The sequence below is a fragment of the Pseudomonas sp. P4_B4 genome, from assembly GCF_056402255.1.
In genome coordinates this window covers 93,246-116,954 of record NZ_JBFUHS010000003.1, presented here as the reverse complement: position 1 = coordinate 116,954, position 23,709 = coordinate 93,246, and the positions used below count along the sequence as shown (strand labels likewise).

21 protein-coding genes are annotated in these 23,709 nt (G+C 59.7%); 14 read left to right on the top strand and 7 right to left on the bottom strand.

What is annotated here, in order from left to right:
* Positions 1-157: 157 nt before the first annotated feature.
* Both AC1DVE_RS04925 and AC1DVE_RS04920 read right to left on the bottom strand, forming a co-directional pair.
* Entirely contained in the window at positions 158-430 is a 273-nt protein-coding gene (locus tag AC1DVE_RS04925; protein WP_102685608.1) for a hypothetical protein, read from the bottom strand.
* Positions 430-2,199 (bottom strand): S-type pyocin domain-containing protein, encoded by a 1,770-nt coding sequence (locus AC1DVE_RS04920; protein ID WP_477783800.1) that lies wholly within the window; start codon positions 2,197-2,199, stop codon positions 430-432. Before AC1DVE_RS04920 ends, AC1DVE_RS04925 begins: the two co-directional genes overlap by 1 nt.
* 281 nt (positions 2,200-2,480) lie before the next feature.
* On the opposite strand from AC1DVE_RS04920, the gene AC1DVE_RS04915 reads away from it, so the two are divergent.
* The gene (locus AC1DVE_RS04915; RefSeq protein ID WP_223454098.1) at positions 2,481-2,630 is read left to right on the top strand and encodes a hypothetical protein; all 150 of its coding nucleotides are present in this window, start codon (positions 2,481-2,483) and stop codon (positions 2,628-2,630) included.
* A gap of 67 nt (positions 2,631-2,697) precedes the next feature.
* On the opposite strand, the gene AC1DVE_RS04910 is transcribed toward AC1DVE_RS04915, so the two are convergent.
* A complete protein-coding gene (locus AC1DVE_RS04910; RefSeq protein ID WP_477783843.1) occupies positions 2,698-5,592 on the bottom strand; it encodes a multicopper oxidase domain-containing protein in 2,895 nt (964 codons plus the stop codon).
* Between the two features lie 632 nt (positions 5,593-6,224).
* Here AC1DVE_RS04910 and AC1DVE_RS04905 point away from each other — a divergent pair.
* From AC1DVE_RS04905 to AC1DVE_RS04890, 4 genes are all read left to right on the top strand, one after another.
* A complete protein-coding gene (locus AC1DVE_RS04905; protein ID WP_477783799.1) occupies positions 6,225-7,835 on the top strand; it encodes an ArnT family glycosyltransferase in 1,611 nt (536 codons plus the stop codon).
* Positions 7,836-8,373: 538 nt separating this feature from the next.
* Positions 8,374-8,778 (top strand): antitoxin Xre-like helix-turn-helix domain-containing protein, encoded by a 405-nt coding sequence (locus AC1DVE_RS04900; protein ID WP_223454084.1) that lies wholly within the window; start codon positions 8,374-8,376, stop codon positions 8,776-8,778.
* A complete protein-coding gene (locus tag AC1DVE_RS04895) occupies positions 8,772-9,464 on the top strand; it encodes an RES family NAD+ phosphorylase (RefSeq protein ID WP_223454082.1) in 693 nt (230 codons plus the stop codon). The genes AC1DVE_RS04900 and AC1DVE_RS04895 overlap by 7 nt, the downstream gene beginning before the upstream one ends.
* A 248-nt stretch (positions 9,465-9,712) precedes the next feature.
* The gene (locus AC1DVE_RS04890) at positions 9,713-10,153 is read left to right on the top strand and encodes a phage infection protein (protein ID WP_223537668.1); all 441 of its coding nucleotides are present in this window, start codon (positions 9,713-9,715) and stop codon (positions 10,151-10,153) included.
* Positions 10,154-10,217: 64 nt separating this feature from the next.
* Here the strand turns inward: AC1DVE_RS04890 and AC1DVE_RS04885 are convergent, their stop codons facing one another.
* Positions 10,218-10,631: a cupin domain-containing protein gene (locus AC1DVE_RS04885; RefSeq protein ID WP_223454078.1), complete on the bottom strand. Its 414-nt coding sequence runs from the start codon at positions 10,629-10,631 to the stop codon at positions 10,218-10,220.
* Positions 10,632-10,675: 44 nt separating this feature from the next.
* Positions 10,676-11,428 carry an SDR family oxidoreductase gene (locus tag AC1DVE_RS04880; protein WP_223454076.1) on the bottom strand — a complete coding sequence of 251 codons (753 nt, stop codon included), beginning with the start codon at positions 11,426-11,428 and terminating at the stop codon, positions 10,676-10,678.
* A 259-nt stretch (positions 11,429-11,687) separates the two neighbouring features.
* Between AC1DVE_RS04880 and AC1DVE_RS04875 the strand changes: the two genes are divergently transcribed.
* From AC1DVE_RS04875 to AC1DVE_RS04835, 9 genes are all read left to right on the top strand, one after another.
* A complete protein-coding gene (locus AC1DVE_RS04875) occupies positions 11,688-13,277 on the top strand; it encodes a winged helix-turn-helix domain-containing tetratricopeptide repeat protein (protein WP_223533682.1) in 1,590 nt (529 codons plus the stop codon).
* Positions 13,278-13,501: 224 nt separating this feature from the next.
* Positions 13,502-14,875: a glutamine synthetase family protein gene (locus AC1DVE_RS04870; protein ID WP_223454072.1), complete on the top strand. Its 1,374-nt coding sequence runs from the start codon at positions 13,502-13,504 to the stop codon at positions 14,873-14,875.
* A gap of 7 nt (positions 14,876-14,882) precedes the next feature.
* Positions 14,883-16,274 carry an aldehyde dehydrogenase family protein gene (locus AC1DVE_RS04865; protein WP_477783798.1) on the top strand — a complete coding sequence of 464 codons (1,392 nt, stop codon included), beginning with the start codon at positions 14,883-14,885 and terminating at the stop codon, positions 16,272-16,274.
* Between the two features lie 3 nt (positions 16,275-16,277).
* Positions 16,278-17,438, top strand: coding sequence for an iron-containing alcohol dehydrogenase (locus AC1DVE_RS04860; protein WP_223454068.1), 1,161 nt, complete (start codon positions 16,278-16,280; stop codon positions 17,436-17,438).
* A gap of 134 nt (positions 17,439-17,572) precedes the next feature.
* Positions 17,573-19,126 carry an amino acid permease gene (locus tag AC1DVE_RS04855; protein ID WP_477783797.1) on the top strand — a complete coding sequence of 518 codons (1,554 nt, stop codon included), beginning with the start codon at positions 17,573-17,575 and terminating at the stop codon, positions 19,124-19,126.
* Between the two features lie 123 nt (positions 19,127-19,249).
* On the top strand, positions 19,250-19,540 hold the full coding sequence (locus tag AC1DVE_RS04850) for a DUF7693 family protein (RefSeq protein ID WP_223454065.1): 291 nt from the start codon (positions 19,250-19,252) through the stop codon (positions 19,538-19,540).
* A gap of 81 nt (positions 19,541-19,621) precedes the next feature.
* A complete protein-coding gene (locus AC1DVE_RS04845; RefSeq protein ID WP_223533684.1) occupies positions 19,622-20,194 on the top strand; it encodes a chorismate mutase in 573 nt (190 codons plus the stop codon).
* Between the two features lie 6 nt (positions 20,195-20,200).
* Positions 20,201-20,935 carry an SGNH/GDSL hydrolase family protein gene (locus tag AC1DVE_RS04840; RefSeq protein WP_223454061.1) on the top strand — a complete coding sequence of 245 codons (735 nt, stop codon included), beginning with the start codon at positions 20,201-20,203 and terminating at the stop codon, positions 20,933-20,935.
* Between the two features lie 2 nt (positions 20,936-20,937).
* A complete protein-coding gene (locus tag AC1DVE_RS04835; RefSeq protein WP_477783796.1) occupies positions 20,938-21,366 on the top strand; it encodes a nuclear transport factor 2 family protein in 429 nt (142 codons plus the stop codon).
* A gap of 68 nt (positions 21,367-21,434) precedes the next feature.
* Here the strand turns inward: AC1DVE_RS04835 and AC1DVE_RS04830 are convergent, their stop codons facing one another.
* Together AC1DVE_RS04830 and AC1DVE_RS04825 are read right to left on the bottom strand one after the other, a co-directional pair.
* Positions 21,435-22,559 (bottom strand): agmatine deiminase family protein, encoded by a 1,125-nt coding sequence (locus AC1DVE_RS04830; protein ID WP_223454058.1) that lies wholly within the window; start codon positions 22,557-22,559, stop codon positions 21,435-21,437.
* Positions 22,560-22,607: 48 nt separating this feature from the next.
* Complete coding sequence (locus tag AC1DVE_RS04825; RefSeq protein ID WP_223454056.1) at positions 22,608-23,708, bottom strand: extracellular solute-binding protein; 1,101 nt, start codon at positions 23,706-23,708, stop codon at positions 22,608-22,610.
* Position 23,709 lies beyond the last annotated feature (1 nt).

Below are 23,709 nucleotides of genomic sequence, written 5' to 3'. Positions count from 1 at the left end.
TTCAATATGCCCGTAACAAAGAGAAGAGCCGCTGCGGCAGCGGCTCAACCTGGGAAACCTTCGATGATTTAAACGACTGGACAAGGGAACCGGACGACCACGAAATGATGGCTACTGTCATCGGTCTCTGGCACCTGCGTTCAGGCACCTGGTGCTGTCAATCAAAGGTATATTTGCCTTCGAGCATGAATGCCGGCTCTCTCCAGTTGGGCCCTCTCACAACCCCACCCCCACTATATTTGATAAAACCGGCATCACACATTTTATGGACAAGGTTCAATAGCCCTATGTTGTTCTCCACATGCGCCCAGTTAGCCCGATTATAAAGGCCATCAAGCTGAGGAAAGGAAATACCCAATTGATTTTTGGTTACAAATAGAATTACCTCTTCAGGTTTTTCGTTAAGTACGATGGTTGCAATGACGCTCATTATATTACCCCTCCAAGTTCCTTGTACTCTCGTTCCCTTTGCTTTTCATCCGTTTCTAAAGCATCAGGACTATAGAGCAATTCAAAAGCATCCTTGACTTTGTAGTCCTCCAGCGTCGCGGCGTGAGTGTTGTTCCAAATAACACCGTCATCCGAGTTTACACCGTCAGCTACACCTAATGCTCTGAAACGTTCGAGTTCTCTGATTTCATGAGTATAGAAGCGTTTGTCCACATCTGTGATTACCAATTCACCCAGCAGAATTTTTTTCAAGCGATCAATCATGATGGCATTGGCATCCGAAGACCTGAAACGTCCCGTATGTAATTTGATCAGGTCAATACCCGCTTGGGTCACCGTAGCACTGGTCCAATCGAGATCGAGGATTGGGCCTCCAGCTTTGGCGGGATTGAAAAATCGACCACTGTATTTTCCCCTTGTGGTTGCTCCTTCATAAGGACTATTAAAAACAACGTAGATTGGCGGCAGACCGCTTTCAATCGGAAAGCAGTAAATGCAATCCCTGAAATCAGGCAATTCGAACGCGGGTAAGGTTTCAGGCTGCACAAGCAATGGCGACAGCGTAACTCCAGTGTAAGTCGGTACTTGCGCAGGTCGGGCGGGCGAAGTTGTCGAACCGTTTCCCAAGTGAATAATGGGAAAACTGAGGATATTGGGCGGTGTATCGTTTGACGTAAAACTGTAGCTGCTGGTCGCTGGATCGAATGCCAATGCTCGCACTGGCACTTTTGCCGAGACACTCCCTCCAGCCGGGGTTGCAACGAGTGTGTATTGATTAAGCTCGCCAACAATCCGATAAGGAAGGTCAATGGTTCCTTCGGCAGCGGCGATTTCATTCAGGTTTGACGGCAGCTTTGGCAAAAAAGTGCTACCGGACAGTGTGAGAACTGTTTGAGGAACGCGTTCGCCGTTAGCAAGAGCAGGTGAATAGAACAAGGCCCCGATCCCAACAGCAGTGGCCCGACTGATAAGCGCTTCCCCCAACCCTGCCAATAACTTAATGCCTCCATGAATCACTGCCCTGAAGGTCCAACCGTCGGCGACATGGATGGCAATGGCACCCGCCACAGTTCCTGCCTCTGCGCCATTACCAATGGGTAACCTGTAGGTGTAGGCGACTTCGCCCCTTGCCAAGGCGCGATGAATTGCAGCGTCTGCAGTTGTGGAAGCGTCCTCCAGAATGGGGATGGCTTCGACCAGGATTCGTTTAACGTAGGCGGCAGTTAGCGATAATAGGAACTCTTCATAAATGCTTAGTCGCACTGCCATATCTTCTTCGACATCCACATCCGTTGCAAATACCGCGGCACTCATTTTTCTGTCTAGCGACAATGCGTCTAAACCATTATATAGTATTGCGTCGTGCCAACTCCTGTGCATTTTGGCCCTTTGCAGAAGCTCAACGATGATCGCTTTCTTTTTTAAGGCAGCTTCCAACGCATTGAGTTCCTGCCCGTCAATGGCTGCAACTATGCGTTTTTCTAGATAATCTCGAACATTCGGTGCACCACCCGAAAAACTACTCTTTATCTGATCGTGCACCGAAAGCCCTATCGCCACCAACTTTTGGTATGCGTCGCTGGTGTTTTTGACACCCTCAATACTATGGGGCGTAGTAACCGTCGGGACAGTCCCATCCCAAAACAAAATACTATCGAAGCCTGTAGGAAAAACCGGGGCTTCCCTGGGTGGAACCTGCCGAGAGTCGGGCGTTATTAAAAGCGGAGAAGGAGTAATAGGTTCTTGCATATAGCGCTCCGTGCAACAATATGAGTTCCATGTAATAGGCAAGCACCAAAGTTATGCTGCAATAATGAATTCATTTCAATACCTGAAATATTAACTGCATATGTCGTGCATGGGAGATGGCTTTAAGCCCAAGTAATTCCTGCGGCCTCCAGTAAAAACCCTTACAGCAAAAAGTGCCGAATTCAATCTGCCATATACGGGCTACTGCAACAAAGGGGACTGATTTATTTTTACGATGTTCTGTAAACAATGGCGAATGTCGTGTTCGGGCAGTTACGCAGGTGCTGAAAAACATTGCCTACCGATCCGAACTCGGTTGCGACACCGTGGTGCTGGAGGACTTTTCCAAGCTGCTGGTCATTCCGTTGCGCGATGGTTGTGATTTGATGGATGTGATTGGACGGCGACTGCGGGCGCAGGCCGCGGAGTAAATGAAAACGGGCGCATAAGAGGCGCCCGTTTTTTTGTCCGACGAGAAAAGTGGCTTGATAGACGACGCTAGCCTTTGCCTTTGCCTCCGCTGCCACTGCTGCCACTGCTGCCACTGCCGCTACTGCTACTGCTACTGCCACTACCACTGCTACTGCCACTACCACTGCTACTGCCACTACCACTACCACTACCACTACCACTGCCACTGCTACCTTCCTGGTCATTGTTGACCCCGGCCTGTGGCCCGACGCCATCTCCCGTACGGAATGTCGGTAATGCAACCGAGGCCACGAATTTCACGCCGTCCCAGCTAGGCAAGGGTGTGGGCATCAATTGGAACTGGCCCGGGTGCTCAGAGTCCCAGCGCAGCAGCATCGACGTGTCCTCATGCTGTGTGTTGTGGCAGTGCTCCATGTAGGTACCGGCAAACTCACGGATGTGTATGGCCATTTCGACATCGTCGAGGCTGTCGGAATCGCGGCCTACACGGTAGATATCCTTGCGCGCGCCTTTTTCCCATTCTGGCGGCGGTTTGCCACCTCGAGTGAGAATGACCCCTTCCTCGAAGTGCACATGCACCGGGTGAGTCCAGCCATTGCCGCCGTTCTGGATCTTCCAGATTTCCAGCGTGCCTTCACCCTTGAACCCTGCCGGTGTCGGGCCAGTGGCCAGTTGTGGCGCGGCTGAAATCCGCCGCGGGTCCATGGGGAAGCCTCTGCCGCCATCGGTCTTGATCGTCCAGGGCGTGAAATCTGTGCCGTTGGAGCGTCCAAAGATAAAGGTGCGGTGCCGCGCCTGGGCAAGCCGGGCGATATCGGCAGGGTCATCACGATGCAAGGGCAAGGGGATCATGAACCTGCCCTCGGGCTTGCCAGGCTTGGCGGGCTCGAAGTCGACCGGATTCATGCTGACATCCTGGCCGGTGTAAGGCTGGACGTTGAGTTGCAGGAACAGGCCCACGCCCGGGTCACCCCCGACCCACTGTGGCCCGTTGCTGGTTTGCCTGACAACGGGCAGGTACTTCTCGGAGAGTACATCCGCCAATGGAATATCACGTTTTGGACGCTTGCCGTCTTCATGCTCCTCAATGTTGACGAAGAAAATCCTGTCGCCCGGGTTGATGCCGTTTTTCGCGAAGTCGACGACGATGTCATAGCGTTCGGCAACGCCCAGCATCGGCAGAATGGCATTGTTGTCCTGTGTGTCGCCGTCGCCATCGAGGTCCAGGCTGCCATCGAACGGCACCGCGTGCTCCATGATATTGCCGTCGTTGGCAATCATGTGGAACGGCACCCGGTTATAGGAAACCCCGGAGTTGTTCGGGCCAGGAAACTCGCCACCATTACCATTGACCTGACGCACCACCGCCAGCTTGAAGTAGCGAGAAACCGATCCGTCGAGAATGCGGAAACGGTAGCGGCGGGCACGTACGTCCAGGAAGGGTTTGTACTCCCAGTTGGTCAGCACCTGGTCACCGAGAAAACCGTCGGTGTTGAAGGGGTTGAACCACAACTGGCCGGTCTGGTCCCAGGCCTTGTCGGCGATCGTCAAGTTGACGTCATAGTCGCGGTTACCCCACCCCAGCGCCGAACCGCTGGCCACGCGCAGGTTGACCCCGTCGTCGACCGCCTCGTTGCCACGGTCCACGGCGCTGTAGTAGTTCATCATCGTCGCATTGCCCTTGTAGACATTCTGCGCGGTGAAATCGAGCATGTGGTCGTGGAACCAGTGGGTGCTCATGGTTTCGCGCCAGTCGCCACGAATCTTGATGGTGCCGTTGTTGCAGGTCTTGAAGCCGGGGCTGGCGTCGTTGACGAACAGGATTTCACCGGGGTCGCAGGGGAATGCCGCACGCGGATCCTCAGCGCTGGTATTGATGGTGTCGTAACCGGCCAACTGGATCGGCCAGCGATAGTCGTAGTACTGGCCCGGGAAGAAGAACGCGTTGGTAAAGCCGTCGCTTTCGGCGGGCGAGTGGCCGTTATGTTCATGGGTGGTGAGGGTGTGCAGGCCAAAGCCCCGGTTGGCCGATGGGTCAATGGGCAAGGCATCGTAATGACGCATCAGCATCGCTTGGCCATAGCGTACTAGAAGCAGTTTGGGCGGAAAGGTGCCGTCGAATGTCCACACCGCATTATGGTCCTGGACAGGGAAGTTGGGGTGAAACTGCACTTGAATGCCCTTGGTGGTGCCCTCGTTGGCCGGGTCGCCGCTGGTGTTGTGATAGAGCCCGCCGGGCGCAAATTCTCCCACGGCGTAGTTATGCCGTTGCATACGATCACGCAAGCCGCTGTTGACGTGCGCGCCTGCTTGCACCGTCTTGAAGGCGTCGCGCGGGAAAAACTCATTGAAACGCTGGTGCGACCAGCCTTTTCCTGGTGGCCGGCCTTCTGCGGGCGAATCGACTCGGCGATTGAGGAAAAGCTCGATCTGGGCCTTCCAGGGGTTGCGGTCCAGCACATTGGAGAACTCTGTCGGGAAGGGCGTCAATGCCGGCTGCCTGAGAAAGGCATCCAGCGCATCCGGCGACGGGCCGCTACGCGCCACGTTCAATGGATCTTGCGCCGGTGCGGGGCCCACCGTCGGAACCGGAAACGGAACAGGTGATGGCGGGTCGGTCGCATCCAGTTTGTTCGAGCCGAACTCCTCGAAAAGTTCAAGCTTCTGGGTGAACGGTTGAGCCCCGAACACCGGGCTGGGATTACCGTTAGTGGGGATATTGAAGCTGGTTTGCTGATCGGGTGGCAGCACATTGTCGACCAAGGGGGTCTGGCGGTTACCGGTCACACCATTGGGTAAGTCGAAGGCGCCGACGTTTGCGCGAGGCAGCTTGAGCAAGTCCCGCGATGCGGCATCGGGGTCGGCGGGCGGGTTGGTGAACGCCGATGGGTCGGTAGGAGGCGGTGGATCGGTGTTGTCGAGGGGCACTGCCTGGGTCTGGGACAAGCCCAGCCCCAACATGATCACGGCAGCAGAGATACTCAGCGCCAGCCTGGTTTTGAACAATGGACTAGGTTTCAGCCTTCCGGCATCCAGTTTCATCGCAAACACCTCTGACGGGTTCCTCGGAGCGCGTGGCAATACCTGGGCAACGAGCCACTGCTCCTGGCCGGGCTGGCGAAACGTCTGATTTCGACCCGGGATGGGAACGATGCATATTTCCCGCCGAAAGTGACAGGAGGTAACTGATGGCCCTACGCCGCGTTCCCCTTGTCTGCTGGCTTCAAGCGGGCGTATGAGAAGCCCCGATGAAAGCCCCGATGACGGGGAATATCCCCCAATACAGGGTGCAATTGTGCGGGGTGTCTGGGTTAAGAGAAGTGGCCACTTTCTGAATGTATCGACGGCTGCTTGTCGCCGATTGCCACGCGCCTGGATGCCCTGGGGGGCGCACATTTCATCAATGATGCAGCCGTGATTCACATGAACAATTTTTCATTGTGTACATCACGGCCTTACATCACTTGATCGAGCAGCCACGCCTCAATCAGACGCAACGCTTTATTCGCAATCTACTGACAATCCCATCACATTTCGCCGGATAGCCTTGCTACTCCAGCGTCGCCACGGCGAGCGCAACGTGCGAAATAGTGATGAACAATTCGTTAGTCAGGTTTCTGAAAAGTGATCGGGGTGCACTGATCCTTCTGCTCGGCGTATCCGCGCTGCTATTGCTGTTCGGGTTGGGTACAAGGGAGCTTTGGGGGGCGGAAACGCGCTGGGCGAACATCGCGTTGCAGATGCTGCAAACCGGCGATTATTTCGACCCTTACCTCAAGGGCATGCCCTATTACGACAAGCCGCTGCCTTCCTATTGGTTGATTACGGCCACTGCCCATTTGATGGGTGGCCTCGGGCACTGGTCATTGCGCCTGCCTTCGGTTTTGGCTGCGTGGCTGAGTGTCTGGCTGGTCTACCTGATCGGGGAGCGGCTCTATAGCAAAGGCACCGGCCTGATTGCCGGCTGGTTTCTGGCGACGACGTTCTTTTTCGTGTTCTGGGCGCGGGTTGCCACGGCGGACGTGCTGACGGTTTGCGGTGTATTGGCCGCGGTCTGGTGGTATTGGCGCGGCCCGGACGATACGCGGCTGAGTCGCTACAGCGTATTTTTCCTGATGCTGGCGCTGACCTCGCTGTTCAAGGGCCTGATCGGGTTCATCCTGCCGGGGCTGATGCTGTTGCCGCATCTGCTGGGCGAGGGACGCTGGAAAAACCATCTCAATCCACGCCTGTTGCTGGCGATGCTGGTGGGCGGCGTGGTCTACATGCTGCCGTTCATGTTGTCGCACCGCTATGGCACACCGACTTATGGACCGAGTGGGCTGGGCCTGGTGTTTCAGGAGAACGTGGTTCGGTTTTTCAAGCCGTTCGACAACATCGGCCCGATCTATACCTATCTGCTGTATCTGCCGGCCTACACCCTGCCCTGGGCACCCTGCTGGATGCTCGGCCTGTGGGTGGCCGTGCGTAGCTGGAAGCACACCGAACCGAACATTCGCTGGCTGATCTGGGGTCTGGGGTTGCTGTTCCTGTTCTTCACCATCAGTGGCAGCCGGCGCAGTTATTACGTGTTGCCGCTGGTGCCGTTTGCGCAATTGCTGGCGGCCTGGTGGGTCAGCCGGCGCATGGCTGCGCGTCAGGCGGCCGGTAAAGTCAGCGGGGCTGGTTGGACCAGAGGCATAGCCGGAGCGGCCGGGTTCCTGTTTTTGGTACTGGGTGTTGTCTACCCCTGGACCAACGGCGGCGCAGGCGGCGTCATGCAGTTCACCCAGGATGTGCGCGCCGAAGCCATCAAGATAGCGCCGTGGAGCGAATGGCGCATGGTGCTGGTGGATGTCGACAACAAGCTGCCCATGTACCTGCAAAACCATGGCGCACCGTTCTACTACGTGCTCCCGGATTCGGACATTCCACAAACCGGCGACAGCGCTGCACTGATGGTGTGGCTGGAAAAGCAAAGTGGCGAGGCCTGGAATCCACAGCGCACGATCATCGTGGAGCAGTACAAGGACATCCAGCAATTGCCGCTGGATTATCTGACGGCCGACCATCAGTTGATCACCACCAAACCCAACAACGGCGCACGGCTGTTTCATGTGCATGAGAATGGCAGTGCGGCGTTTATTCCCAATGGCAGAACGGTGGGTGACCCGGTGGCTGGGCAAGCGGCGGGCGGCGTTTTGCAGGCGCAAGCTGCTGAGTAATTGAATGCGGGCGCCTGATAGGCGCCAGATTTGTATTCGCTGGCGACTGGCACTTTTACCCCTGAAGACATTCCAGAAAATCGTGCAAAAAAATACGAAGGTAGCCCTGTTAAGAACCTCTAAAAATTGCCTAGCACCCAACAATTTAGGGCTTTCTAAACGATTTTCTATATGAAAAGAAATGTGAAGAACCGCCGTCGGCAAACATGATGCACCAGACGCGTCAGCTTTTGAGGCGATGCTGCAATACATTCAGTCAAGCTTTGGTCGCCAAACAGACCTCGCCGTCCGCTGATACCTTCGCTGACTACCGTCATCGGCTTGCCTGAACTCACTTCTTTGCCGAAAAATCTACAGTTGTGCCCCCGGCCTGCCCGCTTGGTTTACCTGGATGTCTTTCCCGACCTGCATCACATAGCCTCAGCAAGATCGCAGCCCTATTGAATTGGCACGCTAGGCCCACCCGTCGCACTAACATTGCTCTACAGACTCAATATATCTAAATTTGAATCTACAGATTCAAAACGAGCACACAACCATGGCCGTCCCCGCCCAAGCCCAATCCTTCAGCAAAAACCAATGCGTCACTGGTCTGCGTGCCGCCGTGAGCATTCTGGAAAAGTGGAAAGCCACCAGCGACCAGGCCTGTCGCATCCTGCGTATTTCCCGCAGTACCTACACCCGCGCCCGGCAGCGTGACCCGGATTGGGCGGTGGCGCTGGATGCGGACCAGATGCAGCGCATCAGCTTCGTGCTGAACATTCACGCGACGTTGCGGCTGGTGTTCGACAACCCGGATAACGTTTACGGCTTTGCCTCGATGGCCAATGACAACGAGTTTTTCCACGGGCGTTCGCCGCTGGAGATCATGGCCCAGGGCGACATGATTTCGCTGTATGAAACCTTCCGCCGCATCGACATGCTGCGGGGTGCGCAATGGTGATGGCGAGTGAGCTGGCGGTGTTTGCCGGTCAGTCGTTGCAGGCTTATCGCCTGGTCAATTCGAAGTTTCCGCCGATTGCGTTGTTTGATGATGTGGCGGATGCGGATGAGTTTGAGCTGTTGTTCGAGATTCAGGCGCTGACCAATCCGCGGTTGAAGAATGAGCTGGGTCAGCTTGAGTTGATTGCGCGCAGCGAGATTCCGTTCGGCATTGCGGGTTGCTCTTACGCCATTGCGCCCTTTACCCACGTCAACCCGGCGGGTTCGCGCTTCAGTGACGGCAGTTTTGGCGTGTTGTACCTGGCGAATTCGATGGAAGCGGCGCTGGCCGAAGTGCGGCATCACCAGGCTCTGTATTGGTCGAAGGTGCCGAGCCTGAACTATGAGCGCTTTGTGTTTCGTGGGTTGGCTTGTGCATTTGGCGATGCCGGGATGAAGGACGCTGCGGCCCTGCCGATGAGCGATCCGGTGTATGCGCCGGACGACTACAGCCAATCCCGTGTTCTGGGGCGCGCGGTGCGGGATGCCGGTTGTCCCGGGTTACGTTATCACTCGGTGCGGATGCCGGGCAGTCATTGCTGGGCGTTGATGACGCCGAGGCCGGTTTCGTCGATTGTGCAGGCGGCGCATTACGAGATGGTCTGGAATGGGCAGATCACGAGTGTCAGTCAGATCAGCGAAGCCTGATTGCCTTGCGATAACTTTGTGGCGAGGGAGCTTGCTCCCGCTGGGTCGCGTAGCGGCCCCAAATGGAGGACTGCTACGCAGTCCAGCGGGAGCAAGCTCCCTCGCCACAAAAAGAGGTGCTTATACAGGCGGTGTTCGATCCATTGACTGCATCGATAGTCACCATCATTTCAATGAAGTTCTCTTAAAAAATCCCCGGCGTAACATCTGCTCCATACCAACCCATAAGCACCCCGGAGCACACCATCATGAAACGCCAGACCCTCCTCAGCATCGCTTTCTCGGTTTTCGCAGTTAACGCTTTCGCCGCAAACTCTGCTCAACCTGTGGTCGCTGAAGGCGGCTCGGATCGTCTGATTGAAAGCCGTGTGGCCGAGGGTGGTTCCGATCGCCTGATCGAGAATCGTGTGGCCGAAGGTGGTTCGGATCGCCTGCTGGAAAAACGTGTTGCCGAAGGCGGGTCCGACAAGCTCCTGCAAAACCGCGTCGCTGAAGGCGGCTCCGACAAGCTGCTGCAAAACCGCGTCGCCGAAGGCGGTTCCGACAAGCTCCTGCAAAATCGCTTCGCCGAAGGCGGTTCCGACAAGCTCCTGCAAAACCGCGTCGCTGAAGGCGGTTCCGACAAACTGCTGCAAAACCGCGTTGCCGAAGGCGGTTCGGATCGTCTGATCGAAAGCCGCGCTGTCTGAATGCAGTGCTTGACCGCAGGACTCAACGAAAAGCCCGGCCTCAACAGCCGGGCTTTTTCGTGGCTCATTGTTTGATCGGTGTTACGAGCACCTTTTCGTCGGTGTCGAGAACGAACACCGCCAACAGGCGTGCAGGTTGAGTGTCGCTGGCGTTGGCGCTGACCAGGTGCACGGAACCCGGCTCTTCTACGAAGTTTTCGCCGACCTTGTAGATCTTTTCCGGCTGGCCTTTGACCTGGATGCGAAACGAGCCCTCCAGCACCGTTGCATAGATGAAGGCCGTTTTCGGATGGGTGTGGGCCGGCGACGCAGCACCCGGCCCATACTCGACGACCACGCCCCTCATGCTCTTGCCAGGGATGTTGGGAATGGGACGGTCGAACACCACCGTCACCTTGCCGTGGGGCGGCTCGGCGGCCGATGCGGCGCTGATCGAGAGCGCTGCAAAGACAGCGGCCATTAGCAATCGGGTAACCATGGGATTTCTCCTGGATTGGTAGGGAAATGTGAGGGTGCGACTCGTTACTGCGCTGTCGACCGGGCCAGCCAGTCGTCGAAGCGAATCGCCCCCAGGCGTGCGTTCTTGCCGGTGACCAGCGATTGATCGTTGAGCACGGCGCCGAAGTAGCGCGCATGCACGTCCGGCACGACCTTGCGGTTGTCCTGGGTCGCCCGCAGATAGCGCCTGGCCAGTTCGTCGATCGGCATGGTTTCCGGGCCGCCGACTTCAACGGTGCCATTGAGCGGTGCAGCGAGTACGACATCGGCCAACGCCGCCACCACGTCGTCGGACGCTATCGGCTGGATCAGCGCCGGCGAAGCATGAATCTCATCGCCGACGGTGAACGACTGGACAATGCCGCCGGCAAACTCGGAGAACTGCGTGGCACGCACAATGGTGTAGGGAACGCTGGATGCCTTGATAAGAGCCTCCTGCGCGACCTTGGCCCGGAAATAACCGGTATCGGGAAGCCGTTCGCTGCCGACAATCGACAGGGCAACATGATGACGAACCCCGGCAGCAGCTTCGGCGGCCAGCAGGTTACGGCTCGACGTTTCAAAGAAATCAAGAACGGCCTGGTCCTCCCACGACGGCGCGTTCGCCACGTCGACCACGACGTCAGCGCCATCCATCGCTTCGGCCAGGCCTTCGCGGGTGATGCTGTTCACGCCCGAGCTGGGGCTGGCGGCAAGCGCGTCATGGCCGCGCTCGCGAAGGGTGTTCACAAGTTTCGATCCGATGAGGCCGGAGCCTCCGATGACGACGATCTTCATGGCTTTTCTCCACTTGTCGACTGCAACTATTGCGTCGGTGTAGAGAGATTGCCTGCGTGCACCAGGCAAGTCCTTGCGCCGGGCTTGGGTTTTCCTTGGCGAGCGCTTGGATTTATGTCCAAAGCTACTGAGGTTCTTCCAGGCTCCCTTGCCGCTGACGGTGCAGCGGGTGTCGAGCTGCCGTATCATCTGCCTCAGTTACCAACCGCCAGCCGCCTGGGACACGGAGTTGAGGGCGCTTCGCCAGGGGATGCTCAACTTGCCATTCGCGTTTGAAGACTACGTACTCGATCAGGAGCGCCGAGAGCTGACCTTGCGCGGGCAGGTCGTGGCCGTCGGACCGCAGGTCTTCGACCTGTTGCTGCTGTTCGTCAACAATCCCGATCGAGTCCTCAGCAAGGACGAATTGCTCAATTCAGTGTGGAGCGGCCGGATCGTTTCGGAATCGACGATCACCAGCCACATCAATGCCGTGCGCAAGGCCATCGGCGATACCGGTGAGGAGCAGCGCCTGGTACGCACCGTCGCCCGCAAAGGCTACCGCTTCGTTGGCCGGATCAACGGCGATTTGACCGAGGAAGCGCGACAGCCTGATAACGATGAACGCCCGAGCGCTGCCCCGATACCAATCCCCTCCCCTGCGCTCGTCCTGCCGGAAAAACCCTCGATCACCGTCCTGCCCTTCCAGAACCTGAGCGGCGATCCGGAGCAGGAATACTTCGCCGACGGCGTCGTGGAGGACATCATCGCCGCCCTGTCGCGTATTCGCTGGCTGTTCGTTATCGCGCGCAATTCGAGCTTTACCTACAAGGGCCAGGCCGTGGACGCCCAGGGCGTTGGCCAGGAGCTGGGCGTTCGCTACGTGCTCGAAGGCAGCGTGCGCAAGTGCGGCAACAAGCTGCGCATTACCGGGCAACTGATCGACGCGACGAGCGGAACGCACATCTGGGCGGAACGCTTCGAAGGCCTGCTCGACGACATCTTCGAGCTGCAGGACCAAATCACCGAAAGCGTCGTCGGTGCTATCGCGCCGCAACTGGAACGGGCAGAAATCGAGCGCGCCAAACGCAAGCCGACGGAAAGCCTGGACGCCTATGACTACTACCTGCGGGCCATGGCAAAACTGCACAGCGGCAGCCGGGAAGCCATCGAGCAGGCGCTGCCGATGTTCTACCAGGCCATCGAACTCGATGCGGAATTTGCCTCGGCCTATGGCATGGCCGCCTGGTGCCATTTCTGGCGCAAGCTCAATGGCTGGATGACCGATCGACCAGCAGAAATCGCCGAGGGCATACGGCTGGCGCGTCTGGCGGTGACCCTTGGCCGCGATGATGCCGTCGCGTTGACCCGGGGCGGACATGCGCTTGCTCATCTCGCCGGCGAAGTCGATGCCGGCATTGCCCTGCTCGACAGGGCGCGCCTGCTCAATCCCAACCTCGCCCCCGCCTGGTTCCTGGGCGGTATCCTGCGGGCACTGCGCGGTGAAACAGACGCTGCGATCGAGCATTTGAACCATGCCGTTCGCTTGAGTCCGCTGGATCCGGAAATGTTCAGGATGCAGGTCGGGATGGCGCTCGCGCATTTCTTCGCCGGGCACTTCGATGCCGCTGCGGACTGGGCGGAAAAGGCGCTGGGCAACCTGCCCAGTCTGCTGATCGCGGCGGCGCTGGTGGCGGCCAGTCATGCGCTCGACGGTCGAATGGATAAAGCGAATTTGGCGATGCAACGCCTGCGAGAGCTGGATCCCTCTTTGCGCCTGTGCACCCTCAAGGACTGGCTGCCCATTCAACGGTCTGAGGATTTCGCCCGTTTCGTCGATGGACTGCGGTTGGCGGGGTTGCCAGAGTGAAGCCGAATGGCCTCACCTTGTAGGAGCGAGCTTGCTCGCTCCTACAAGGAGCCACGTCGTGCGGTGTCTTTTAACCTGGCAGAACTTGCACTTTGCAAGGGTAGGCTAAGCTTTGATCAACTCGTTGCTCACGATGCTCGGTTCTGCAGGTTTTGGGTTTTTCTGGAGAGCGTCTGCAACAGCTATCCCAGACTGGCCCAAACCTTTCACGCAGGATTGCCGTGATGACAGAGCCCCTCCTCAGCTTTGATGCACTCAAGCACGCCGCGGTTGCCGGCGAAATCGATACCGTGCTGGTCTGCATGGTCGACATGCAGGGACGCCTGGTCGGCAAGCGCTTCCAGGTCGAGTTTTTCATCGACAGCGGCCACGAAGAAACCCACTGCTGCAATTACCTGCTGGCCGATGACATCGACATGGAGCCGGTGCCGGGTTACGCAGCAGCCAGTTGGAGCAAGGGTTACGGCGATTTCGTGCTCAAGCCCGACATGTCCACCCTACGGCGCGTGCCCTGGCTTGAGTGCACGGCGATGGTGCTGTGCGACGTGCTCGATCATCACCATCGCCAGGACCTGCCCCACAGCCCGCGGGCGATTCTGAAGAAGCAGGTCGAGCGCCTGCGCGAGCGCGGCTATACCGGCATGTTTGCCTCGGAACTCGAGTTCTATCTGTTCGATGAGACCTACGAGGCGATCCACAAGCGCAACTACCACAAACCGAAAACCGCCGGCCATTACATCGAGGACTACAACATCCTGCAGACCACCCGCGAAGAGCCGGTGCTGCGGGCGATCCGCAAGCACTTGCAGGCCTCGGGCATTCCCGTGGAAAACTCCAAGGGTGAATGGGGCCCGGGGCAGGAAGAGATCAACATCCGCTACGCCGACGCCATGACCATGGCGGACCACCACGTCATCATCAAGCACGCCTGCAAAGAGATCGCGCAGTTGCAGGGCAAGGCGATCACCTTCATGGCCAAGTGGCGCTACGACGCTGCCGGCTCCAGCAGTCACATCCATAATTCGCTGTGGGACAAGAACGCCAAAAAGCCGCTGTTCTTCGACGCGAAAGCCGAGTTCGGCATGTCGAAACTGATGCGGGCCTGGGTCGCCGGGCAGCTCAAGTACGCCAACGACATCACCTGCTTTCTTGCGCCCTACATCAACTCCTACAAGCGCTTCCAGGCTGGCACTTTTGCGCCGACGCGGGCGGTTTGGAGCCGCGACAATCGCACCGCCGGCTTTCGCCTGTGTGCCGAAGGCAGCAAGGCCATCCGCATCGAATGCCGCATCGGCGGTGCCGACCTCAACCCCTATCTGGCCTTCGCCGCGTTGATCGCGGCAGGTTTGGCGGGTATCGACGAGAAGCTCGATCTGGCGCCGCCGTTCGAAGGTGATGCCTACCTCGATGAGCATTTGCCGGAAGTGTCCAAGACCCTGCGCGAGGCGAGCGCCGCCCTCAAGAGCTCAAGCATGTTGCGCGAGGCGTTCGGCGATGAGGTGGTCGACCATTACGTGCACACCGCCGAGTGGGAGCAGAAGGAGTACGACCGGCGAATCACCGATTGGGAATTGCAGCGCGGTTTCGAGCGCTATTGAGAACATCATGACTGCGAAGGTGCAACTGATCTCCCCGGTCGATGGCCGGGTGTACGTCGAACGCGAAGTGGCCGATGCGGCGCAGGTCGAGCAGGCGCTGACGGCGGCTGCCAGCGCACAGGCGTCATGGCAACGCCGCTCACTGAGCGAACGCGCGGCGTTTTGCAATGCCGCGGTGGACGCGATGCTGTCGATGCAGGCCGACATAGTGCCGGAGCTGGCCTGGCAGATGGGCCGCCCGGTACGTTACGGTGCCGGTGAACTGCGCGGTTTTGCCGAACGCGCCCGGCACATGATCGCCATCGCACCGCAGGCCCTGGCCGCTATAGAGCCGGAGCCCAAGGCGGGTTTGCGGCGCTATATCAAACGCGAGCCGCTGGGCACTGTGCTGGTGGTCGCCCCGTGGAATTACCCCTATCTGACGGCAGTGAACACGATCATCCCGGCGCTGATGGCCGGCAACAGCGTGATCCTCAAACATGCGTCGCAAACACTGCTGGTGGGCGAGCGTTTCGCCGAGGCCATGCGCCTGGCCCATCTGCCGCAAGGCCTGTTCCATAACCTGCTGCTCGATCATCGGCAGACCGCCGCGCTGATTGCTTCGGGCCGCGTGCAGCAGGTCAATTTCACCGGTTCGGTCGAAGCCGGCAAGGCCATGGAAAGCGCTGCCACGGGGCGCTTCATCGGCGTGGGCCTGGAGCTCGGCGGCAAAGATCCGGCCTACGTGCGGGCTGACGCCAACCTCGAACATGCGGTGGAAAACCTGGTGGACGGCAGCTTCTTCAACTCCGGACAGAGCTGCTGCGCCATCGAACGCGTCTACGTCGATCAGAGAATCTATCCGGCCTTTGTCGAGGGATTCGTCGCCCTGACCCGTCAATATGTGCTGGGCAATCCGCTGGACGAAGCCACCACGCTCGGACCCATGGTTTCGCCGAGTGCTGCCGATTTCGTTCGCGGACAGATCGCCGAAGCCGTGAAGCTGGGGGCCAAAGCGCTGATCGATGCAAAAGCATTTGCGGCTGATGTACCGGGCAGTGCCTACCTTGCGCCGCAGGTGCTGGTGGATGTCAGCCATCAGATGTCGGTGATGCGTGAGGAAAGCTTCGGTCCGGTGGTCGGCATCATGCCGGTGGCCGGTGACGATGAAGCTATCGCCTTGATGAACGACAGTCCGTTCGGGCTCAGTGCCTCGCTGTGGACGCAAGATCTCGCAGCGGCCGAACGCCTGGGCAACGAGATCGCCACCGGCACGCTGTTCATGAACCGCTGCGATTACCTGGACCCGGCACTGGCCTGGACCGGCGTGAAGAACAGCGGGCGCGGCGTCACCCTGTCGCCACTGGGCTATGAGCACCTGACCCGGGTCAAATCCTTTCATCTACGTCACGAGGTGTAGACCATGAACCTGACAGGAAACTGGAACTACCCCACGAGCGTTCGTTTCGGTGTCGGGCGCATCGCCGAACTGGCCGAGGTCTGTCGCAGCCAGGGCATCCAGCGACCCTTGCTGGTGACCGACAGCGGCCTGGCGCGCGCGCCGATCACCACGGCGGCACTGGACGCATTGCGCGCCGCCGGCCTTGGCGTGGCGCTGTTTTGTGACCTCAAGCCCAACCCGGTCGAAGCCAACCTGGCCGGCGGGCTCGACGCCTGGCGTGCCGGCCAGCACGACGGCGTGATCGCGTTCGGTGGTGGCAGTGGCCTGGACATGGGCAAGCTCATTGCCTTCATGAGCGGCCAGACCCGCCCGGTCTGGGATTTCGAGGACATCGGCGACTATTGGACCCGCGCCGACGACAGCCGCATCGCCCCGGTCATTGCCGTGCCGACCACGGCGGGAACCGGTTCCGAAGTCGGTCGTGCGGCGGTGATCATCGACGAGCGCACCCACACCAAACGCATCATTTTCCACCCGAAAATGATGCCGCGCGTGGTGATCAGCGATCCGGCCCTCACCGTCGGCATGCCGGCCAAGATCACCGCCGGCACTGGCATGGACGCTTTATCCCATTGCCTGGAGGCGTACTGCGCCCCCGGTTTTCACCCCCTGGCCGATGGCATTGCGGTGGAAGGCATGCGCCTGGTGGCCAACTCACTGGTGAAGGCGGTACACACGCCGTCGGACCTCGAGGCCCGCGCGCAAATGCTCGCGGCGGCGGCCATGGGTGCCACGGCATTCCAGAAAGGCCTGGGCGGGATGCATGCGCTTTCACATCCGGTGGGTGCGCTGTACGACACCCATCACGGCATGACCAACGCCACCTTCATGCCCTATGTCCTGCAGTTCAATCGCTCGGCCATCGAGGAGCGCATCACCCGCCTGGCGGCGTACCTGCGCCTGCCCTCGCCGGGGTTCGACAGTTTCCTGGCCTTCGTCCTCAAGCTGCGCAAGGACATCGGCGTGCCCCATACCCTGGTTGAACTGGGCGTGGATGACCGGCAGGCCGACCTGATCGCCGACATGGCGATTGTCGACCCCTCCGCCGGCGGCAACCCGCTGCCATTGACCCGGGACGGCGTGGCAAAGATTTTCGACGCGGCGTTTCACGGCCGCCTATAGAGCAGTCGCCTGGCCAGCACTGCGCATGGACAGGTGTGATCCGTTAGCGACAGGAGCAGTACGACAAGGGGTTGAAAGCCAGCCCATCCGGCGACCCGGATGGTTGCGTATGAACACCTGAAGGGGCACACATCATGAACCCAGCAAGCCAGCCGGGCACCGAAACGCACGACGATGACGTCAAGGTGCTGCACAGCATGGGCTATGCCCAGCAACTCTCACGACGAATGGGGGTTTTCTCCAACTTCGCCATTTCCTTTTCGATCATCTGCATCCTCTCGGGTGGCATCAACTCCCTGGCCCAGGGCACCTCGGGCGCGGGGGGGATATCCATCGGCATCGGCTGGCCGATCGGCTGCCTGATCTCCGGGGTATTCGCCATGGCCATGGCACAGATCTCCTCGGCCTACCCCACCGCCGGCGGCCTGTACCACTGGGGCTCGATTCTCGGTAACCGCTTCACTGGCTGGCTGACTGCGTGGTTCAACCTGCTGGGGCTGGTCACGGTGCTGGGCGCGATCAACGTCGGCACCTATTACTTCTTTTTCGGTGCCTTCGGACCGGCACTGGGCATGGAGGACACGACCACGGTCCGGGTGATTTTCCTGGCGATCCTCACCGGCCTGCAGGCCTTGTGCAACCACTTGGGCATCGGCCTGACCGCCAAGCTCACTGACTTCTCCGGCTACCTGATCTTCGCCACGGCGCTGGCCCTGACCATCGTCTGCCTGATGTCGGCACCCAGCTATGAATTCGCGCGGCTGTGGACCTTCGGCAACTACTCCGGCGAGGCGGGTGGCAGCGTCTGGCCGCAGGTCTCCAACGGCTGGGTTTTCATGCTCGGCCTGCTGTTGCCGATCTACACCATCACCGGCTATGACGCCTCGGCGCATACCTCCGAGGAAACCCGCAACGCGGCCATGTCGGTGCCGCGCGGCATGGTCATGTCGGTGGTCTGGTCGTTGCTGTTCGGCTGGCTGATGCTCAGCGCGTTCGTGCTGATGCTGCCGAACATGGACGAGGCGGCCAAGCAAGGCTGGAACGTGTTTTTCTGGGCCATGAACACCCAGGTCAACCCGACACTGAAACTGGTGCTTTACGTGGCGATTTTCATCTCGCAGGTGCTCTGCGGGCTGGCCACCGTCACCTCGGTTTCACGGATGATCTTCGCGTTCTCCCGGGACGGTGGCCTGCCCTGCTCAAAAGCGCTGTCCTCGGTCTCATCGACCCATCGCAGCCCGGTGGCAGCGATCTGGACAGGTGCCACCCTCGCGGTGTTGTTCGACTGGGGATCGTCGGTGATCTCGATCGGGGCAACGCCGGTCTATACGATCGTGGTGTCCTGCACGGTGATCTTCCTGTTCTTCTCCTTCGCCATTCCCATCGTGCTGGGGCTATTTACCTTTGGGACCTCGAAGTGGCCGACCATGGGGCCGTGGAACATGGGGCGTTTCTGGTACTCGGTGTTCGCCATTCTCTCGATCCTGTCGATGATCATCATTTTTGTCATCGGCATCCAGCCACCGAACGATTGGGCGCTGTACATCACCATCGGTTTCCTGGTGCTGACGGCCATCGTCTGGTTCGGCTTTGAAGCCCGGCGCTTCCAGGGGCCGCCGGTGGGCGACATGATCGTCAAGCGCCAGGCTGAAATTGCCGCGGCGGAAGCGGCGTTGAACCGCAAATAGAGCAAGCAATGAGTAACCTGTAGGAGCGAGCTCGCTCCTACAGAGTCCGGGCCTTATCAGCCGGGCTTTTTTGCAGGCTGATGATCTATCCTGTGCCTCCCCGATTTCACACCCGAGGCCACTATGCCCGCCCTCACCGCCCGCGAGGTTTACCAGCCGTTGCGCGATGCCGCCCAGGGCATTTGCACTTTCCAGCGAGTCGATGACGCCTGCGAGTCTGGCCATGTACGGGTCGACATCGACGGCTGGCGCCTGACGCTCGACGTCGATACCGGCCACTTGCGCCACTGCCTGCACGGCCAAAGCCCCGATGGCCGTGAATATGTGTTCGACAACGGACAGCGCTTCGGCACCGACCCGGTGAGTTTGCTCAGCACCTGGGAGCTGGCGCAGATTGAACGGCTGCTGGCCTGAATCCTTCGCAACCTGTCGTTCCCTGGCCGCACTTGTGATAAACAAGCCGGAGTGATTTTTGCGTCCAAGGAGGTTCTGCCCATGCCCCGTTCCCCACGCCTGCCGCACTGGTTGGCCTGCGCCCTGCTCGGTTTGTTCGCCGGCGGCGCCCAGGCCGGCGCTACGCCCCCGGCGCCCGATGCCTTGCAACCCTTGCTGGCGACGATGAATGAGCGGTTGTACATCAGCGAGCTGGTGGCGCTGACCAAGTGGGACAGCGGCAAACCGGTCCAGGACAACGCCCGGGAAGCGCAAGTCATCGCCAACGCCAAGAAGCAGGCGGCCCAGCGCCAGCTCGACCCCGACGATGTCGCCGACCTGATCGCCGCCCAGATCGAAGCCAGCAAATTGGTGCAATACGGCCGAATCGCACAATGGCAAGCGGCGCACAAGGCACCGGACACGCCACGGCCGGACCTCAACAACGACATCCGGCCCAAGCTCGACACCCTGCAAAACCAGCTGCTCACGCAGTACGCCGCGTTCCTGCCCTACCGCAAAGACCCGAACTGCCCGCAATGGCTGGCCACCGAACGCTCCGCACTGATCAAGGATTATTTGCATGACCAGGCGATGATTCGTGCGACCGGGGAGCTGTGCATTGCAGGGCGATAACGTCAAATGAGCCACACTGAAACTCTCGCCAAAATCCTGCTCGGCCCGCTGTTGCTGGCGCAGGGACTGTACACGCGGCGCATGACGCCCAAGTTGCCGGAGGCCGAAGGTGAACGTCAGGGCTATGCCGGCAGTGGCGACGCTCTGCGGTTGTTGATTGTCGGCGACAGCGCCGCTGCAGGGGTGGGCGCGGCGACGCAAGGTGAAGCCCTCTGCGGTCGGCTGGTCGAGCGCCTGGCCGATGATTATCAGGTGGTGTGGAAACTCTGGGCGCGCTCGGGTCTGGATTCACAAGGGCTGCTGGAGCTTCTCGATCAGCACGCCCCCGAGCCGTTCGATGTGGCGCTGTTGTCGATTGGCGTCAACGATGTCACCAGCTCACTCACCCTGGATCAGTGGCTTGCTCGGCAACGGCGTTTGATGGCGCTGTTGTGCGACAAGTTCGCGGTGAGGCAGATCGTGGTGTCGCCGCTTCCGCCGATGCATTTGTTCCCCGCGCTGCCGCAACCATTGCGCTGGTTCCTGGGGTTCAGGGCGCAGCGTTTCAATGCACATTTGGCGGAACTGGCCGCACGCCTGGATCAATGTACGATGCTCACCACCCCGCTGGCGCCCGAACCTGGCTTGATGGCCAGCGATGGTTTCCATCCGGGGCCGATGCTCTACCGTCAATGGGCCGACGATGCCGCCAGGGTCATCGACCAACGCTTTCGCAGCACAACAATAAAAAACAGGAGTTGAAGATGTCTGAGTTGAACCTGAACCACAACGTCTCAGCGTCCCTGAAGCAGTGGCACGCGATGATCGGAAACCGCGACTTGAGCGGCTTCCCAGAACTGCTCGATCCGCAGGCGGTGTTCCGTTCGCCGATGGCGCACACGCCGTATCAGGGAGCGCCGGTGGTGTCGATGATCCTCAACACGGTCATCAACGTGTTCGAGGACTTGGCCTATCACCGCGAGTTGGCGACGGCGGATGGCTTGAACGTGATTCTCGAATTCAGCGCCAGGGTCGGCGGGAAAGAGCTGAAGGGCATCGACATGATCCGCTTCAACGAACAGGGCAAGATTGTCGAGTTTGAAGTGATGGTACGGCCGTTGAGTGGCTTGCAGGCGTTGGGTGAGGAAATGGGGCGACGGTTGGGGGCTTACCTGAAGGCCACAAAAGCCTGACTCAGCAAATAACCCTGTGGGAGCGGCGGTGCGGCGATCCCACAGGTTTTGTGTACAGCCTGAATACTTCACACCAACGGCTGATGACTGGTCACGCAGTGAATCCCTCCACCACCGGCGGAGATCGCGTCGATGTCGAGCTGCACCACCTTGCGCTGCGGGTAGAGTTCGGACAGCAGGTCGAAGGCTTTGCCATCGGCTTCTTCGTCGCCGAATTGCGCAGCGATGATCGCGCCATTGATCACGAAGTAGTTGATGTAGCCCGCTGCGAAGTCCTGATTGTCTTTGCTGAACCGGCTGTTGCGCGGGTTGAGTGGTGGCGACACGGTATGCACCTGCAACTTGCGGCCATCGGCATCCGTGGCATTTTCCAGGATCTGCAGATGGGCGCGAGTGACCTTGTAGTCGTAGGACTCGGGGTCGTTGTCGAGGTTGGCGATGACCACGCCGGGCTTGACGAAGCGCGCGTAGAAGTCGATGTGGGCGTCGGTGATGTCCTTGCCCTTGATGCCCGGCAGCCAGATGATTTTGCGCAGGCCCAGGCGTTCTTTCAATTCTGCCTCGACGTCGGCTTTGCTCCAGTCGGGATTGCGATTGCGGTTGATCCAGCTGCTTTCGGTCATGATCCCGGTGCCGTGGCCATCCACTTCGATGCCTCCGCCCTCGCCCACCAGTTCGCTGCGCAGGTAATCCGCCTTGGCATTTTCCGCGACCTGGGCGGCCAGTTGCGCATCGTCCGCATGCTGCTGTTTGTTGCCCCAGCCGTTGAAGTTAAAGTCCACGGCACCAAGGCCGCCGTTGCCATCGACGACAAAATTGGCGCCGATGTCGCGCATCCAGATGTCGTCCAGTTCGGTGATCACGAAGGTGGTGTTGTGGCTGCCGCATTTGGCTTCGGCCAGGCGCCGTTCGCTCTGGCGACAGAACACGGTGACCGGCTCGAATTCGGCAATGCTGCGGGCGATCCGGCCAAGGGCGTCTTGCACGTGGGGCGTGAAGTCCTCCCAGATCGCGGCCTGTGCGCCGAAGGCGATGAAAGCCCGTTGGTGTTTGTCTCCTTCATCGGGCATGTACCACTTGCCCTTGCCGGCCGCTCGCACCGGCAGGCCGGCAAAGCCCAATCCCATGGACACCACCGCGCCCAGCCCGGCGGCGACCGATACCTGCTTGATGAATGTTCGACGTGTCGGCATGTGTTTTCCTGAAATCGAGGTTTGGCCGGCCCTCGGGCCGGCCGGTAATCATTTGACTGTAGCGGTCTTGAACTTGGTCCAGGTGCGCATGCGTGCCCGCATGTCGGCCTGGGGAATGTCCTTGCCGGGAATCAGCCGCGCGTAGGTGGCTTCATCAAGATAGATGTCCGGATTGTTGCGCATCGCGGCATCGACATCCGGGCGAGCCTTGGCGTTGGAGGTCGGGTAGCCGGTGAAGTTGCTGATGGCCGCCATGTTCTGCGGGCGCATCACGAAGTTGATGAACGCGTAGGCATACTCCGGGTGCCGGGCGTCGACGGGAATGGCCATGGTATCCATCCACACCGTGGTGCCTTCCCGGGGAATGCGGTAGTGGAAGGTGGTTTTCTTGCCGGCGCTGTCCGACGCGCGCTGCGCCTGGGTCATGTCGCCGCTGTAGCCCAGGGACACGCACAGGTTGCCGTTGACCAGGTCGGTCACCGGTTGCGACTGGAACTTGCGAATGTACGGCCGCAGCTTCATCAGCAAGTCACTGGCCGCCGCCAGGTCCGCCGGTTTGGCGCTGCGCGGGTCGCGGCCGAGGTAGTTGAGCACCACCGCCAGCACTTCGTCCGGCGAGTCGATCATCGAGATGCCGCAGTCGGCGAACTTCGCCGCCAGTTCCGGCTTGAACAGCATGTCCAGGCTATTGACCGGCGCGTCCGGCGCACGCTGGGCGATCTGCTCGGCGTTGTAGGTCAGGCCGATAGTGCCCCAGGTGTACGGGACCGTAGCCTGGCTCGAATGCTCATAGTGCGAGCGCAATTTCTGCAACCCCGGCTCGACGTCGCTCAGGGCGGTGATTCTGGACTGATCCAGCGGTTGCAGGCTGCCGGCGCGCATCAGGCGTTCGGCCACGGTGTCGCCGGGGAAGATCAGGTCGTAGCCGCTGCCACCGGCGAGCATTTTCGCCTCCAGGGTTTCACTGCCGTCCATGACGTCGTAGATCACCTTGATCCCGGTTTCGGCGGTGAACTTGCTCAGGGTGTCCTCGGCGAAATAATCGGCCCAGTTGTACAGCCGCAGGGTTTTCTCCTCGGCGTGCAGCGCAGGCACCGCACAGCCCAGCGCCAGCCCCATGGCCAGGCACAGCTTGTTGATCGTGTTCATG